The 17043-nt window shown below is 72.3% G+C and carries 10 protein-coding genes and 1 pseudogene; 6 read left to right on the forward strand and 5 right to left on the reverse strand.

Annotated elements, in window-relative coordinates; translation table 11 throughout:
- The first annotated feature begins 2 nt into the window (after window positions 1–2).
- A complete protein-coding gene (locus tag IE273_RS05365) occupies window positions 3–3905 on the forward strand; it encodes a caspase, EACC1-associated type (RefSeq protein ID WP_189813973.1) in 3903 nt (1300 codons plus the stop codon).
- A 35-nt stretch (window positions 3906–3940) separates the two neighbouring features.
- Here the strand turns inward: IE273_RS05365 and IE273_RS05370 are convergent, their stop codons facing one another.
- The 3 genes and pseudogenes from IE273_RS05370 to IE273_RS05380 all read right to left on the reverse strand — a co-directional run.
- The gene (locus IE273_RS05370; protein ID WP_189813974.1) at window positions 3941–4996 is read right to left on the reverse strand and encodes a beta family protein; all 1056 of its coding nucleotides are present in this window, start codon (window positions 4994–4996) and stop codon (window positions 3941–3943) included.
- Window positions 4997–5037: 41 nt separating this feature from the next.
- Window positions 5038–5595 (reverse strand): SbcC/MukB-like Walker B domain-containing protein, encoded by a 558-nt coding sequence (locus IE273_RS43335; RefSeq protein ID WP_229887091.1) that lies wholly within the window; start codon window positions 5593–5595, stop codon window positions 5038–5040.
- Window positions 5596–5602: 7 nt separating this feature from the next.
- A pseudogene (locus IE273_RS05380) lies at window positions 5603–5899 on the reverse strand (oxidoreductase); the annotation flags it as partial.
- Between the two features lie 338 nt (window positions 5900–6237).
- On the opposite strand from IE273_RS05380, the gene IE273_RS05385 reads away from it, so the two are divergent.
- The 5 genes from IE273_RS05385 to sbnA are packed head-to-tail and all read left to right on the forward strand — an operon-like array spanning window position 6238 to window position 15266.
- Window positions 6238–8814, forward strand: coding sequence for a Pls/PosA family non-ribosomal peptide synthetase (locus tag IE273_RS05385; RefSeq protein ID WP_189813975.1), 2577 nt, complete (start codon window positions 6238–6240; stop codon window positions 8812–8814).
- A 13-nt stretch (window positions 8815–8827) separates the two neighbouring features.
- Window positions 8828–12094 carry a non-ribosomal peptide synthetase gene (locus IE273_RS05390; RefSeq protein WP_189813976.1) on the forward strand — a complete coding sequence of 1089 codons (3267 nt, stop codon included), beginning with the start codon at window positions 8828–8830 and terminating at the stop codon, window positions 12092–12094.
- A 40-nt stretch (window positions 12095–12134) separates the two neighbouring features.
- Complete coding sequence (locus IE273_RS05395; protein WP_189813977.1) at window positions 12135–13139, forward strand: TauD/TfdA family dioxygenase; 1005 nt, start codon at window positions 12135–12137, stop codon at window positions 13137–13139.
- Entirely contained in the window at window positions 13136–14206 is a 1071-nt protein-coding gene (gene sbnB / locus IE273_RS05400; RefSeq protein WP_014675612.1) for a 2,3-diaminopropionate biosynthesis protein SbnB, read from the forward strand. The genes IE273_RS05395 and sbnB overlap by 4 nt, the downstream gene beginning before the upstream one ends.
- Before the next feature lie 37 nt (window positions 14207–14243).
- On the forward strand, window positions 14244–15266 hold the full coding sequence (sbnA, locus tag IE273_RS05405) for a 2,3-diaminopropionate biosynthesis protein SbnA (protein WP_189813978.1): 1023 nt from the start codon (window positions 14244–14246) through the stop codon (window positions 15264–15266).
- Between the two features lie 85 nt (window positions 15267–15351).
- Here the strand turns inward: sbnA and IE273_RS05410 are convergent, their stop codons facing one another.
- Together IE273_RS05410 and IE273_RS05415 are read right to left on the reverse strand one after the other, a co-directional pair.
- Window positions 15352–16539 carry an MFS transporter gene (locus IE273_RS05410; protein ID WP_189813979.1) on the reverse strand — a complete coding sequence of 396 codons (1188 nt, stop codon included), beginning with the start codon at window positions 16537–16539 and terminating at the stop codon, window positions 15352–15354.
- Entirely contained in the window at window positions 16539–17042 is a 504-nt protein-coding gene (locus IE273_RS05415; protein ID WP_189813980.1) for a GNAT family N-acetyltransferase, read from the reverse strand. The genes IE273_RS05410 and IE273_RS05415 overlap by 1 nt, the downstream gene beginning before the upstream one ends.
- Between the last annotated feature and the right edge of the window lies 1 nt (window position 17043).

The raw sequence follows: 17043 nt of genomic DNA on the forward strand, positions 1-17043 counted from the left end.
CGATGACCGACAACGACCGCCACGCGTTGCTCGTCGGTGTCTCCACGTACGACAGCGAGGCGTACCAGAACCTCTCGGCCGTACGGGCCGACCTGCACTACATGCGGGCGGTGCTGGAGAACACCGAGATCGGGATGTACAACGAGTGCGCCGTGGCCGCCGAGCCGACGCGCGCGGAGATGCTGCACGCCGTCGAGACGTTCCTGGAGGCACGGCAGCCCAGTGAGACCGCGCTGCTCTACTTCAGCGGGCACGGGGAGTACTGCGAGCAGGACGGCCAGCTGTACTTCCTCACCCGGGACACCGATCCCGCCGACCTGCCGGGCACGGCCGTGCCGGCGGAGTTCCTGGAGCGGATGCTCCAGTCCTGCCGGGCCGCCTCCAAACTGGTCCTGCTGGACTGCTGCTCCAGCGGTTCCGTCGTCCAGGGCTGGACCGCCAAGGGGCCGTCGGGGGAACCGGACCGGCCCACGGCGAGCACCCTGCTGAAGCCGACCGGCGTGTACTTCATCACCGCCTCCGACGCCCTCCAGGCGGCCTCCGCGATGGCGCCGCCGGGGTCGAGTCTGGGCACCTCCCGGTTCACCGGGGAGATCGTCGAGGGGCTGCGCAACGGCCGGATCAAGGACGGCGGCTGGATCACCCCGGACGACCTCTTCGACTACCTGACCGCCCAGATGACCCGCGACGGCGTCCCGGAGGAGCAGCGGCCCACCAAGTCCACGATCAGGGCCACCCGCAGCCTCCCCTTCGCCCGGTCGGTGGCACGGCCCGTACACCTTCCCGCGCTGCCCCACGACGCCACCGAAGCCGCCCGGCGCTCCCCCGCGCTGCTGAAGGCCCGGGCGCTGGCCGAGGCGGACGAGCGGGACGGTGTCGACCCGCAGCGGCTGCTGCGGTACTACGCGGACTGCCTCACCGCGCAGGCGGCGGCCGGAATGCGGCCCGACCGGGACTCCGGCAGGAACACGAAGTACTTCCTGCTCGCCCAGGGCGAGGAGACCATCCAGTCGGGCCGCGGACCGCACATCGTCGCGCCCGCAGCACTGCCCAGGCCCCAGGACGGGCGGTCCGGCTCGGGCAGCGAGACGGGGACGCGGCAGGAGTACTGGTACGGGTATCCGGCGATCACACTTCCCGCGCGGGACGGCGGCCGGGGACGGCGCGCGACGGTCGAGCTGGCGCCGCTGCTCATCCAGCAGATGGAACTGGCGCCGGACGAGAACGGCCGGGACGTGCTCCGGCCCAACGGCGTGCCGTCCCTGCACAGCGGCGTCGTCTCCGAACTCCTCGACGCGGGCGACGCCGCCGACCTGGTCGCCCGCTGGCAGCCGGCCTGGCAGGAAGGCAACGACGCCCAGATGCTCCGCGCCGTGCGGGAGCTGCTGGACGTGCTGGACCTGCCGGAACTCGAACCGCTGGACCCGTCCGCGCTCAGCGACCGCACGGTCATGCAGGCACTGCGGCCCGGCGCGCACAACGCGGCCGTGCTGCTGGTGCCCTCGGGTGCGGAGGCCATGGCCACCCAGGCGCTGGTGGACAACCTGCTGCAGATCTCCACCCGGACCGCGCAGATCCCGGGCACCGCCCTGGACGCGCTGCTCGTCGGCGGAGCCCGGCAGGCGCCGGCCACGACGGCGGCCTCGGCGAACGTGGTGACTCCCGTCGCTCCGGGACCGTGCAACGAGAGCCAGGAACAGGTGATCTCCTCGGCGATGACCCAGCCGCTGACGGTGGCGACGGGGCCGCCCGGCACGGGTAAGAGCGAGGTCGTCACGGCGGTCGTCACCACCTGCGTCGCCGCGGGACAGTCGGTGCTGGTCGCCTCCACGAACAACGAGGCCGTGAACGTCGTCGCCGAGCGCTGCGACGACATCGCGCCCGGCCTGCTGATGCGGACGGGCAATGCGGAGGCGCTGGAGCGGGAGGCGGCCAAACTTCAACGGCTGCTCGCCGCACCGGTCGCGGCGCCGCGACGCGGATCGGCCACCATCGGCGGCGAGTTGCGCAACACGCGGGGTACGGCGGACCGGCTGCGGGCACAGGCGGCACACCGTGTCGGTGAGGAGACGCGGCTGCTGGAACTGCTCCGCGACCGGGAGGAGCGGGCGGCCGGACTGAAGCTGGCCCTGCCCCTCCTCGAAGGAGCCTGGGCGACGGACGCGGACGGCCCGGCAGCGCTGGGCCGGTGGGCGGACCGGGCACGGAAGACAGCCGGGGCCCGCTGGTGGCAGCTGGGGGCATGGCGGCGTGGGCGCGCGCTCGCCGCACTGGTCTCGGCGGGGGCGGAGCAGCCCGAGGAGGTCGGAGCGGCGTGGCCCCAGTGGACGACGGGACGACCGGTGCCGCCCGAGTTGCTGGAGTCCCTGGCCGGGATCGTGACCGTGGAGCGGGAGGTGCGCGAACTCGTCCGCGGGCAGAAGGACTGGGACGAGGAAGACCTCAAGGCGTCCCGGCTGGCGACGGCGGAGGGACTGTCCGGCCTGGCGGCGGAACTGTCCCGCGCCTTGTCCGCCGAGGCCCTCGACCGGGCCACCGGGCTCATGAACCAGCGGCTGCAGGCCCTGCGCCGCCGCTCCGGCTACCAGCGCAGCCAGAAGAACCTGATGACGCACATCAAGGGATGGGCCGTCAGCACCCACTCGGTGCGGCAGCTCGAACTCGCCCCGAAGCTGTTCGACCTCGTCGTCATCGACGAGGCCAGCCAGTGCTCCATCCCGTCGGTGCTGCCGCTGCTGTTCCGGGCCCGCCGGGCACTGATCATCGGTGACCCCATGCAGCTCGGGCACATCCCCGGAGTGTCACCCCAGCAGGAGCGGCAGGCACGGACGCGAGCCGGGCTGAGCGCCGCGCAGCTGGAGCACCAGCGCCTCGCCTACCACGTGTACTCCTCGTACCACGCCGCCGAACAGCACGGCGACGGCGCGCTGCTCCTCGACGAGCACTACCGCTGCCACCCGCGGATCGCGGACGTCGTCAACGGCCACTGCTACGGCGGCCGATTGCGGGTGCTGACCGACGTGCGGCGGCAGGTACCGGCGCACGACCCGGTGGGAGCGGCCGACCCCGCGCCGGTGCTCGGCTGGGTCGACGTACCGTCCGGGGCATCGGCGCGCGGCGGCGACGGGCGGTCCTGGCGGAACGCGGCGGAGGCGGAGACCGTGCGGCACGTGGTCGACGGACTGCTGGCGGGACTCCCGCCGGACGCGACGGTGGGGGTGGTCACGCCGTTCCGGGCGCAGAAGGAGACACTGGCCCGGATGTGGCGGGACGACGACCGGGTCCGGGTCGGCACCGTCCACACGTTCCAGGGCGGACAGCGTGACGTGATGGTGCTCAGCCCCGTGGCGGCGCCCAACACTCCGCCCCGGACCACGCACTGGGTCGCGAGCCAGGTCAACCTGTGGAACGTGGCGGTCACCCGGGCCAGGTCGCAACTGGTCACCGTGGGCGGACACGCCTTCTGGCAGGAGCAGAGCGGCCTGCCGGCGGTCCTCGCCGCACGCTCGGCACCGCTGGGGGCGGGCGACGACGGCACGAGGGCCGAGGCCGGCACGCCCGGCCCGGTGACCGAGGCCCGCGAAGACCTCGCGGACCGCCTGCAGCGTTACCTCGCCGGACACGGCATCACCGACCTGGAGCGGGCCGTGCTGGTCGGCGGACACCTGGTGGACCTGCTGTTCACCGACGCCGGCGAGAACACGGCGGTGCTGATCGACCCGGGCCCGAGGCCCGGCGAAGATCCCGCGCGGCACCTTCGGCTCACCCACGCGCGGGGCGACCTGCTCACCGGGCTGCCCTCCGGGGGCCACGGGGCCAAGCCCGGCCCGGTGAGCCGGACGGTGCGGGTGCCCGCTTGGCGGATCCTGGCGGGCGAGACCGCACTGGCGCCGCTGTTCGGCTGAACCGTGGGCGGGACGGCCGGGCTCGGGCGTCCCGCTCAGCCGCCGGGCAGGCTTCGTACGACGTATGTCATGTGCTGGAGGTTGCCCGCCCGCAGCCACTCCGTGGGCCCGCCCGTACCCGCGCTGTCCGAGAGCGGGCCGTTCGCACAGTCGCTCAGCCATTCCTCGCCCTGTCCGGCCCGCGCTCCCCGGAACTCGGGCAGTTCGGTGATCAGGCGGGCCGCAGCGCGGTTGACGGCGATCCGGTCGCGCCCCCGGGTCATCGTCCTGACGAGGACGTACGAGCTGCCGGTGGTGTAGCGGAGCACACCCCAGGGCGGGCCGCCCTTCCTCCCGGGTGCCGGGGCCTGCGCAAGGGCACTCGGAGGCTGCACCCCGTAGTCGCCGTAACCGAGCGGCGGAGCATAGGCCCTGCCCGTGGCACGCACCTCGTGCCACATGCGCCACTCCGCCCGCGACTCCTCGTACGCCCCTTCCACCAGCATGTCCGCGGTGGCCCGGGGGAAGCCTCCCCCGAGCAGAGTGGTGGTCCGCCATTCCGCCAAGGGCACCAGCGCGTCGAGCGCTCGCAGCGCCTCCTTGCCCGCGCCGGGCCGGTCGTCGAGGACCGCGCCCATGTCGAGCAGCAGATCCACCGGCACCTCCGGGCCGGTCCGGGCCAGCAGCCCCCGGACCTCCTCCCCGAGGCGACCGTCCCACTCCCCCGTGACCCGCACCCGGACACCCAGTCCGCGCGGGCAGTGCCGGGCCGTCTCCACGGCCGCCGCCTGCTGCGCCTCGGTCCTCTCCGGCCCGGTGACCGGCCGCAGCCGTCCCAACTCGCAATAGACGAGCAGCGCTTCGGCGAGGGCGGCGGTCTGGGCGTCCTCGCCGAAGGGAGCGTCGATCCATCCGCCGTGTCGGCTCACGGCACTCACCGGATCGACGTACGTGCCGACCACCGTGGCCAGCGTCTCCGGGGCCACCCCGGGCAACGGAGGGAGGTTCCACAGCGGCCTGATCGCGGCCCTGACTTCCGGCCAGAGGCGCCGGAAGGCCCCGGCCGCGTGCGGCTTCGTCGGCAGAACGGGAACATAGAGCGGTCCGGACATCGCGGCTCCCCCTCGACACCGTCCGTGCGCATCCCTTCACGTCAGGGTCCTTTCATCGCGGAGCACCTGAAAAGAGGGCGATTCCAGCCCGCATGGCCGATGTGGGCGAGTGCCAGGTCTCGGCCTTGGCCTTGCCCGTTCCAGAGCTTGAAGGGTGGTCGGCCGTGAGCAAGGGGAGTTCCCTGGGGCTTTCCGGGGTGGCGTTGGCAGGGGGCGCCTGTGGGACTTCTCCGAGGATTTCGTCTGAGACCGAAGGCTTCCGGTCGCCGCGCGATTCCACATGGTGCGTCCCCGGGACGTTCCCCGGCCTCGATGTCGTCGACGCGCGCGAGCTGGGCGATGGGGATGCCCGGCACCGGGGGGTAGCAGGCCCATTCGCGTTCGCTGGTCATGACGACGTCGAGGTCGAAGGCGCGCAGCAGCCCGAGGCGCTCGGCGCGGGAGTCGTCGTCGACGCCGGCGAGCGCCTCGTCGAGGATGACCAGGCGTGGGGCGTGCGCGCCGCCCGCGCTCGCGTAGTGGGAGGACGCTGCGGCGAACAGGGGCACGGACGCGGCCAGTACCCGCTCCTCGCCCGAGGCGGGCCCGGTGGCCGACACCCACTTACGCGAGCTCGCCGTCGCCGTCCTCGCCCGTCACGGCGACGGTCCCGCGCTCGGGGTCGACGCCGGTGACGCGCGCCAGACGCAGCCGTACCCCGGTGCCGGCGAACACGTCGGACAGCCTGCGGGACGTGAGGTCCCGGCCGATCGCGAGCTGGTGGAGCCGCATCCGCTCGACGAAGTCCGGCCCGGCGTTGACGACGGTGATCCCGGTGTCGGCGGGGGAAAGCCGGCGGGCCGGGTTCCCGGCGGCGAGGGCCCCGGCATATCCGGCGCCGAGTACGACGATGCGGTGCTTCATGGCGTTGCTCCTGTCTCGTTCGCGTGCCCCTTGAACGAGACCGCGTCCCTCTTTCTGACAGGAGCCGCGTGTGACGCGGGTCACCGCCGCGGGACAGCCCTCGGCGGCGCTCCGGAGGGTGGCTGGATCGGCCGGGGCGCCGCCGTTCGGGTGAGGTGTGACGGGGGCCGCGCCGCACGGAAACCAAGGAATACGGACGCATCCGCGCTTCGGGGCGGAGGGAATGGAACGGTGCGAAGTGGCAGCCTGCTGTGCACCTCGCCAAACTGAAACCGGTGGTTCCTGATCAGGAGCCATCCGGCCGGCCATTGGCGATCCATACGTCCTCAGGAGATGTAATGGTGGAGCAGTCCTCCGAGGTCCCCATATCCCGGCCCGACGATCCTGCCGTCACCCTGAGCGACATCGGGTCCGACAGGGTGCGGACCGAGCGGAAACTCGCGGAAACACTGGCCGAGGTCACCGGCTGCGACGACGTTCCGGCCGAAAGTAACTTCTTCAACGACCTTGGTGCGAATTCCCTGGTGATGGCCCAGTTCTGCGCGCGGCTGCGGAAAATACCGGATCTTCCCTCGCCGTCCATGCGGGACATCTACCGGCACCCCACGATTCGGAGCCTGACGGCGGCCCTCGTACAGACCGCTCCCGCCGACACGGCCGCGCCCTCGCCGGAACCCACGCGGTCCCCCGCTCCGGTGACGCGCACGAACCCCGCCCACCATCTGCTGTGCGGGACGGCTCAGCTGCTGATCTTCCTGGTGTATTCCCTGGTCTGGGGATTCGTCACCGCCCGGGGGTACGAGTGGATCGCCGCCGGTTCCGGATTCGTCGGCATCTATGTGCGGGCGCTGCTTTTCGGCAGCATAGGTTTCCTCGTCCTGTGCATATTTCCGGTCATCGCGAAATGGCTGCTCGTCGGCCGCTGGAAACCGGATGAGTTCCCGCTCTGGGGGCCGGCGTATCTGCGCTTCTGGTTCGTGAAGGTGCTGCTGCACGCGAATCCGATGGTGTTCTTCGTCGGGACCCCCCTGTACGTGCTGTACCTGCGGGCGCTGGGCGCGCGGATCGGCAAGGGCGTCACGATCCTCTCCCGCTCCGTCCCGGTCTGCACCGACCTGCTGACGGTCGGCGCCGGGACGGTGATCCGCAAGGACGCGTTCTTCCTCTGCTACCGGGCGCACGCCGGGCGGCTCCAGACCGGCCGGGTCACGCTGGGCCGGGACGTGTACGTCGGCGAGAAGACCGTCCTGGACATCGACACCTCGCTGGGCGACGGCGCGCAACTGGGCCACTCCTCCGCGCTGCACAGCGGCCAGGCGGTGCCGGACGGCGAGCACTGGCACGGCTCCCCGGCGGAGCCCACCCAGGTCGACTACCTGCGGGTCCCGTCGGCCAGGTGCGGCACCGCGCGCCGGTTCTGGTTCGGTGGAGTCACGCTGGCGCAGACGATCTTCCTGTACCTGCCGCTCACCCTCGGCGGCGTGTACATGCTGTTCACCGAGGTCCCGGCGATCGGCAAGCGGCTCGACCCGCAGACGGCGGTGCTGACCCGGCCGGAACTGATCCCGGACGCGCTCGGCGTCTCGCTGGCCCTGTTCTCCGGCTTCCTCGTCCTGGGCCTCGTCGCCCTGTACACCGTTCCCCGTCTGCTGGGTCTGTTCGTCAAACCCGACCGGGTGTATCCGCTCTACGGATTCCACTACACCCTGCACCGGACGGCGGCGCGCATGACGAACATCAAGTTCTTCGCCTGGTTCTTCGGTGACAGTTCGTACATCGTGCATTATCTGCGCGGGCTCGGCTACGACCTGTCACGGGTGGAGCAGACCGGTTCCAATTTCGGCACCGAGATGCAGCACGAGACGCCTTTCATGGTCAGGGTCGGCAGCGGAACGATGGTGGCCGACGGGCTCTCGGTCATCAACGCCGACTATTCCAGCACGTCCTTCCGGGTGTCCCGGGTGGAGATCGGGCCGCGCAGTTTCCTGGGGAACAACATCGCCTATCCCGTGGGGGGCAGGACGGGTGAGAACTGCCTGCTCGCCACCAAGGTGATGATTCCTCTCGACGGCGAGGTACGGGAAGGCGTGGGACTGCTCGGTTCGCCGTGTTTCGAGATTCCCCGCTCGGTGGACCGGGACGCCCGGTTCGACCATCTGCGGGAAGGCGACGAACTGCGCCGCCAGCTCAGCGCGAAGAACCGCTACAACCTGCGCTCGATGGCCCTGATGTTGTGCATGCGCTGGTTCCTCGTCTTCGCGCTCACCCTGTTCGGGCTCATCTCCGTGGACCTGTACGGCGTGGTCGGGCACGTGGTGATCGCCCTGTATCTGGCCATCACGCTCGCGTTCTCCACCGGCTATTACATCCTCGTGGAGCGCTGCCTGCTGAGGTTCCGCGCGCTCACCCCCCAATTGTGTTCCATCTACCACCCGGTTTTCTGGTGGCACGAGCGCGTGTGGAAAATGCCGAGCCATTACCTCAACATCTTCAACGGGACTCCTTTCAAGGCCCTGGTCTGGCGACTGCTGGGAGTGCGCATCGGCCGCCGGGTGTTCGACGACGGCTGCTACATCACCGAACGCACCCTGGCCACCGTCGGCGACGAGTGCACCCTCAACGCCGGGAGCAAGATCCAGTGCCACTCCCAGGAGGACGGCACGTTCAAGTCCGACGGCACCACGCTCGGCGTCGGCTGCACGCTGGGCGTCGGCGCCCATGTGCACTACGGCGTGACCATGGGCGACGGCTCGGTGCTGGCAGCCGACTCCTTCCTCATGAAAGGCGAGGAAGTTCCCCCGAACGCTCAGTGGGGCGGCAACCCGGCCGTGGACATGCCCGGGGCCGGCGCCCGGCCCGGCGGCACGGTCCGGGCCCTGGAAGCGACCGACGCCCCCGCGTCCGTCACGAGGTGAGGAAGGCCATTCGATGGATACGCGCGTGGAAGCGGTGCGAGCGGACCGGGAGTTCTGGCGCCGTGTGCTGACCGCAGGCGGCAGCACCGCCGTGCCGCGGTGGGTCAGGGAGCCGGTGCCGGGAGCGTCGGAGCAGGAGACGCCGGTCCCGGACGACGTGGTGACCTCCGTGCGCGCACTGGTGCGGCGGTCGGGACTGCCGCTGAGCGCGCTGCTGCTGGCGGCGCACGCCAAGGTGCTGGCCGCGCTGTCCGGCGAGCGCGAGGTGGTCACGGGGTACGCCGCCGGAGTGCGCGGCGAGCCGCTGCCGTGCCGGCTGACCGTGCCCCCGGGCTCCTGGCGGGCCCTGGTGTCGGCCGCCGAGCGCGCCGAGGCGGAGGTGCTGGCGCACCGGGAGTTCCCGGTGCCGGAACTGCGGCGGGAACTGGGGGTCACCGAGCCGTCGTACGAGGTGGTGTTCGGCCCCATGGACGCCGAGGAGGACCACCACGACGACGGTGTGCTCCAGGTGCGCTGGTGCGACCTGGGCGGTCGGCTGAAGCTGCGCGTGCGGTACCGCACGGACGTGCTGGACGCGGAGAGCGCGGACCGTATCGGCGGCTACCACCTGAAGGCGCTGCGGCTGCTGGCGGCCGATCCGGACGCCGACCACACCCAGCAGAGCCTGCTGTCGGCCGTGGAGGTGCGGGAGCAGCTGGAAGGGCTGGCGGGGCCGCACCGGGCGCTGCCGGACGCACGCGCTCACGAGCTGTTCGAGCAGCGGGTGCGGGCGCACCCGCAGGCGGTGGCCGCGGTGCACGGCGAGCGGGAGTGGACGTACGGAGAGCTGAACGCGCGGGCCAACCGGCTGGCGCGGGCGCTGCTGGCCCGCGGGGTGGGCCGGGAGGACGTGGTCGCCGTCGTCACCGAGCGGAACCTCGACTGGCTGGCGGCGACGCTGGCGGTGTTCAAGGCGGGCGGGGCGTACCTGCCGATCGAGCCGCACTTCCCGGCCGGCCGTATCGCGGCGACGCTGTCGCGGGCGGGGTGCCGGCTGGTCCTCACCGAGTCCGGCAGCACCGGGACCCTCGACGAGGCGCTGGCCACCGTACCGGGCGCCGAGAAGCTGCCGGTGGAGACGGCGTACGCGGAACCGCACGCCGACGACGACCTCGGGGTGCGGGTCGACCCCGGCCAGCTCGCCTACATCTTCTTCACCTCCGGCTCCACCGGCGAGCCGAAGGGCGCGATGTGCGAGCACGCGGGCCTGCTCAACCACCTGTACGCCAAGATCGACGACCTGGGGATCGGCGAGGGGTCCGTGGTGGCGCAGACCGCCCCGCAGTGCTTCGACATCTCCCTGTGGCAGCTGGTGTCCGCGCTGCTGGTCGGCGGGCGGACCCTGCTGATCGGCCAGGACGTGGTCGTGGACGTGGAGCGGTTCGTCGACACGCTGGTGCGGGGCCGGGTCTCCGTGACCCAGCTCGTGCCCTCCTACCTGGAGGTCGTGGTCTCGTACCTGGAACAGCGCCCGCGGGCGCTGCCGGACCTGCGGTGGGTGTCGGTGACCGGCGAGGCGCTGAAACGGGAGCTGGCGCAGCGCTGGTTCGCGCTCCAGCCGGGCATCGGGCTGCTCAACGCCTACGGGCTGACGGAGACCTCGGACGACACCAACCACGAGGTCCTGGCCGGCGTCCCCGACCGCGTGCTGCTGGGGCGCGCGGTCAACAACGTGCGCGTGTACGTCGTGGACGAGCAGCTCGCGCTGGTGCCCCTGGGCGCTCCCGGGCTGATCGCGTTCTCCGGGGTCTGTGTGGGCCGGGGGTACGTCAACGATCCCGAGCGGACCCGGGAGGCCTACCGGACGGACCCCTACCGGCCCGGGGAGCGGCTGTACCTGGGCGGTGACTGGGGGCGCTGGCACCCCGGCGGCAAGCTGGAGTTCCTCGGCCGCCGGGACAGCCAGGTCAAGATCCGCGGCTTCCGGATCGAGATCGGCGAGATCGAGAACACCCTGCTGCGGGTGGACGGGGTGCGCGACGGTGCGGTGGTCGTGGTCGAGCGGGGCGGCGGGAACACGCAGCTGATCGCCTTCCACTCCGGCCGGCGTCACGAGCCGGACGTGCTGCGCGAGGCGCTCGCGGCGGCGCTGCCCGCCTATATGGTCCCGGCGGCCTTCCACTGGCGGGAGAGCCTGCCGCTGACCGCCAACGGCAAGATCGACCGCAAGGCCCTGACCGCCGAGGCCGCGCGGACGGGCGCCGAACCCGAAGCGGCGGAGAGCGCGGACCGGGACGCGCTCAGCCCGACCGAGCGGCGGCTGGCGGCGGCCTGGGCCGAACTGCTGGGTGTGTCCGAGCACCGGATCGGCCGGACGGACCACTTCTTCGACTCGGGCGGCACCTCCCTGTCGGCCGTCAAGCTCAGCATCGCGCTCGACCGCGCGGTCTCCCTGCGGGACATCACCCGGCACCCCGTGCTCGCCGACCTGGCCGCCCTCCTCGACGGCGCCGCCCGGCAGCGCCCGGAGCTGCTCCAGCCGCTGTCGGAGGCGGACGGCGCCCCGGAGTGCGCGCTGGTCTGCTTCCCGTACGCGGGCGGCAACGCGGTGAACTACCGGCCGATGGCGGCGGCGCTGGCGGGCGGCGGCCCGGCGGTCCTCGCGGTGGACCTGCCCGGCCACGACCTGGCGGCGCGCCAGGAGCCGTTCGCGTCGATCGCGGACGTCGCGGCGCGGGTCGCCGACGAGATCACGGGGCGCGGCCTGACCCGGGTCATGCTGTGGGGCCACTCCTCGGGCGCCGCGGCGGCCCTGGAGACGGCGAGGACGCTCCAGGAACGCGGTGTGCGGGTCACTCGGGTGTTCCTCGGAGCGCAACTGCTCGGCACGGCCGAGGACCGCGCTGCCGCCGTGGCCGAGCTGACGAGCCTGAGCGACGCGCAGATCGCGGCGCGGCTGGCCGGGGACGGCGGCTACACCGAGCTCGCCGAACTGAACGCGCGGCACGCCGAGCACATCGGTGCCGCCTACCGGCACGACTGCGTGTCCGCCCACCGCTACTTCCAGGCGGTCCTGCACGACCCGCCGCCGGTGAAGCTGGCCGCGCCGGTCTCGGTGGTGGTCGCCGCCGACGACCCGCACACGGCCGGCCACGCCGACCACCACCGCGACTGGCTGCTCCTGGCGGAGCACGTGGACCTGCACGTAGTGGCCGACGGGGGCCACTACTTCCTCCGCACCCGCCCGGCCGAGGCCGCGCACGCCGTTGTGAGCGCGACCGTCCCCCTGGCCTCCACCTGACCCGTACGTCCACGCGACGGGCGACCGAAAGGAAACCGAGATGCCGTCCTCATCCCTGGCAGCACCGCTCGACGTGGAGCTGCGGCCGGACAGACCCGCGCTGGTGCGCGTGGACCGGCCCGCCGACGCCGCGAGCTGGGCGGCCGAACACCGCGAGGCGTTGCGGGCGCAGGTCACCGAGCACGGGGCGCTGCTCGTGCGCGGGCTCGGCCTGAAGGACGCGGACCAGGTCGGTGCCGTCTTCGCGCGGCTGGCCGGGACGCTCATGCCGGAGCGGGAGGCCTTCGCCCCCCGGCAGGACCACGGCCACGGCCTGTACTCCTCCACGCCCTGGCCGGCCAACCAGCCGATGTGCATGCACCACGAGCTGAGTTACCCGCTGGAGGTGCCCGGCCTGCTGCTGTTCGCGTGTCTGACCGCGCCCGAACAGGGCGGGGCGACCGCGGTCGCCGACGCCGAGCGAGTCCTTGAGGCCCTGCCGGCCGAGCTGACCGAGCGGTTCGAGCGGGAGGGCTGGCTGCTGACCCGCAGCTACAACGAGGAGATCGGGGCGTCCCTGGCGGAGTCGTTCGGCACCGACGACCGTGCCGGGATCGAGCAGTACTGCCGGGCCAACGCCATCGACTTCCACTGGCAGCAGGACGGGTCGCTGCGCACCGAGCAGCGCCGCCGCGCCGTCGTACGGCACCCGGTCACCGGCAGGCGGTGCTGGTTCAACCAGATCGCGTTCCTCAACGAATGGACGCTGGCCCCGGAGGTGCGCGAGTACCTGGTGGACGAGTACGGCGCCGACAGCCTGCCGTTCAACACCCGGTACGGCGACGGCAGCCCGATCGGCGAGGACGTCGTCCAGCTGCTGAACGCCACCTACGAGGAGCACACCCGGCGTGAACCCTGGCAGGCGGGTGACCTGATGCTCGTGGACAACATCGGCTCGGCGCACAGCCGGGAGGCGTTCACCGGCGACCGGCAGGTGCTGGTCGGCCTGGCCGAGCCGCTGCGCCCGGCCGATTCCCTTCCCACGGAGGAGGCGAGCCGTCGATGACCGACATGCTGTCGACCGCCACCGAACCGGACACGCCCCACGCGGGATCCGTGCCCTCCTTCGCGGTGATCTCCGGCAAGCAGGTGGAGCAGGCCCTCGGCGGGCGCGAGAAGGAGCTGGTGGACCTGGTGGAGGCCACCTACCGGCTGCACGGTGCCGGGGACTCGGTCAACCCGCCCTCGTACTTCCTGCGCTTCCCCGACCGTCCGACGGCCCGGATCATCGCGCTGCCCGCCTCCATCGGCGGCCCGGCGCGGGTGGACGGCCTGAAGTGGATCTCCAGCTTCCCCGACAACGTGCGGACCGGGCTGCCCCGGGCCTCCGCGGTGCTGATCCTCAACGACCACGACACCGGATACCCGTTCGCGTGCCTGGAGAGTTCCGTCATCAGCGCCACCCGGACCGCGGCCTCCGCGGCCCTGGCGGCCGACTGGCTCAGCCGCACCCGGAGCCGCCCCCGCCGCGTCGGGTTCTTCGGCACCGGGCTGATCGCCCGGTACATCCACACGTTCCTGGCCGGCTCCGGCTGGACCTTCGACGCCGTCGGCGTGCACGACGTGTCCCCCGACAGCACCGCGGGCTTCTGCGGCTACCTGCGCCAGGCGGGCGCCACCGGTCAGGTCACCGTCCACGACAGCGCCGAGGACCTCGTCCGCTCCAGCGACCTCGTGGTCTTCGCCACCGTCGCCGGCCGGCCCCATGTCACGGCCCCCGGCTGGTTCGCCCACAACCCCCTGGTGCTGCACGTGTCGCTGCGCGACCTCGCGCCCGAGGTCCTGCTCGCCTCGGCCAACTTCGTGGACGACGTGGAGCACTGTCTGAAGGCGGACACCTCCCCGCACCTGGTCGAGCAGCGCACCGGGAACCGCGACTTCCTCAACGGGACCCTGTACGACGTGCTGCAAGGACGGGCCGCCCCGCCCCACGACCAGCCGGTGATCTTCTCGCCCTTCGGCCTGGGCGTCCTCGACCTGGCTGTCGGCAAGTACGTCTACGACCAAGTGGCCAGGGCGGGAGAACTCCGCCTCATCGACGACTTCTTCCACGATCTGCGCCGGTACGGCTGAGGCCGTTGCCCTCAGCCCTGGGACCAGGAGGCCTGCCGTGCCCGTCATCTCCGCTCCCCACGCCTTCAACGAAGGAAGTCTCTTCGTCGACCTAGAGTCGATTTTCGGACACCGCCTCTACCTCAAGTGCGAGGGCTTCAACTTCGCCGGCTCCATCAAGTTGAAGGCCGCGAAGGAGATGGTGGAGAGCGCCGAGCGGGAAGGATCCCTGACGCCCGATTCCATCCTCGTGGAGTCCTCGTCCGGAAACCTGGGCGTAGCGCTCAGCATGATCGCCGCCAGCAAGGGCTACCGGTTCCTGTGCGTGACGGACCCCCGGTGCAACCTGTCGACGAAACTGCTGATGGAAGCGCTCGGCAGCCATGTGCACGTCGTGACCGACCTGGACGCGGGCGGCGGCTTCCTGGGCACACGGCTCGAATACGTCCGCTCCCTGTGCGCGTCCGACGACCGCTACGTGTGGCTCAGCCAGTACACCAACGCGGGCAACTGGCGGGCGCACTTCCGCACGACGGCGCCGGAGATCGCCGTCCACTTCCCGCGCCTGGACGTGCTGTTCCTCGGGACGGGCACCGCCGGGACGCTGATGGGCTGCGCCCGCTACTTCCGCAAGTGGCACCGGCCGGTGCGGATCGTCGCCGTGGACAGCGTGGGCTCGGTGGCCTTCGGCGGCACGCCCGGCCGCCGGATGATCCCCGGCCTGGGCATGAGCATGCGCCCCCCGCTGCTCGACGAGGAGTACGTGGACGAGGTGGTCCGGGTGGAGGAGGCGGACACCATCCGCACCTGCCACCGCCTGGCCCGACGGGGCTTCCTGTTCGGCGGCTCCACGGGCACCGTGGTGAGCGCCGCGACGGACTGGCTGGCCCGGCACGGCACCCGTGACCTCACGGCGGTGGCGATAGCCCCCGACCTCGGCGAGCGCTACCTCGACACCATCTACCAGAGCAACTGGCTCCAGGATCTCTACGGCGAGCACCTGCTGGACTCCGCCCAGATGTACACCGCCTGGGAGGAGAACTCCGCGTCACGCGCGCCGGGGCGCCGCCGCAGGGCGTAGATGAGAAGGGACGGTTCAGCGGAAGTACGGCGCCGCCCTCGTCACCCCGGGGCGGCGGCGTCGGCCGGCACATGGCCGATCGGGTTCAGCCGACCGGTTCCGGGGTGCGGGCCCGCCACGGGATCCGGAAGGCGGTCGCCGTGACGATCAGGGCGCAGGCCGCCACCGTGGCCATGCCCACGGTCAGGTTCGCCGCGCCGGCGACGAAGCCGATCAGGGCGGGACCGGCCAGCAGGCCGATGGTGCCCATCGCGGCGACCAGCGCCAGCGCGTCCGCGCCATGGCCGGCCGCCGCCACGTACACGCACGGGGTGACGGCCGCCGCGCCGAGGCCGACGCAGGCGAAGCCGAGCAGCGTGGGCACCACTCCCCCGGCGAGCAGCGCGAGGGCGAGGCCCACGGCGGCCACCGCGCTGCCGGCCCGCACCACGGGTCCGTCGCCCCAGCGGGTGCGCCAGCGGTCCGCCCAGGCGCGGGCCAGCAGCATCATCACGGAGACGACCGCGATGCCGAGCGGGGCGACCGTCGCCGACGCCTTCACGACGTCCTTCAGGTAGAGCGTCGACCAGTCGTTCATCGCGCCCTCGGTGATCGTGCCGAAGGCCATGGCGCAGCCCATCAGGAGGGTCGTGCCGGAGAGCAGGCCACGGCGGCCACGGCGCTTCGGCCCGTCCGGGGCCGAGGGGTCCGGCTCCCGGTGCGTCAGCAGGCCCGGCCGGGCGCCGCCGAGCAGGAGCAGCAACAGGGCCCCGGCCACGGCGAAGTGCGCCGTAACGGACGCGGTCAGGGTGGTCACGCCGGAGGCCAGCAGGGCGGCGGCGAGCAGCCCGCCGCTGAAGGTGGCGTGCAGCTGGGACATGGCCGTACGCCCGTGGGCGCTCTCCAGCGCGGCGCCCTGCGCGTTCATGGCCACGTTGAGGCAGCCGACCGCGACACCGTCGGCGCACACCGCCAGCAGCGCGAGCGGGTAGTCCGGTACGGCGGACAGGGCGGCCAGGACCGCGATCAGGGCCGCGGCGGAGACGAGCGACAGCAGACGGGAGCCGAGCCGCCGCATCAGGACGGCGACCAGCGGGAAGGAGGCCGCCGCGCCGGCCCCGCAGGCCATCAGCAGCAGGCCCACCTCGCCGGCGCCCAGGTCCAGCCGTGTCTTGAGCGCGGGCAGCCGGGACACCCAGGTGCCGTACTGGAAGCCGAGGAAGCAGAACAGCGCCGCGATCGACCACTTGGCGCGCCGGAAGGAGGGTGCGGTGGGTGCGGTGGGTGCGGTCATCAGCTCGCCTTCCGCAGGACGGCGACCCGAGCCGACATGTAGACCGCGCCGCTGCCGTAGCCGGCCGGCACGCGCGCCTCGTGGTGGGGGCGGTAGCCGTTGGCCTGCCAGAAGGGTTCCTTGCCGGCGAGCGCGACCAGCGACATGGTCGCGAAGCCGCGGGCGCGGGCGGCGTCCGTGAGGTGCCCGACCAGACGGGTGCCCAGGCCCCGGCGCCGCAGCGGCGCGCTGACGACCAGGTCGTGCAGGTGGAGGTTGGTGGCGTGGTGGGCGACCTGTTCCGGGCGGGACAGGTCGGGACAGTGGAGCCGCGGATACGGCAGGGCGAGGACGTAGCCCGCGATCCGGCCGTCGAGGTCCAGGACGAAGCTGGTGCCCGCCGAGGCCCGGGACCGCAGTCCGGCCTCGCCCTCCGTGAGCGAGGTGTCCGTGTACGCCCCGGCCTCCAGGGCGGCGACCTGGGGCCAGTCGGCCTCGGTGATGCCCCGTATGAGGCCTGTCATC

Source organism: Streptomyces olivaceoviridis, from assembly GCF_014650115.1.
Lineage (GTDB): Bacteria > Actinomycetota > Actinomycetes > Streptomycetales > Streptomycetaceae > Streptomyces > Streptomyces olivaceoviridis.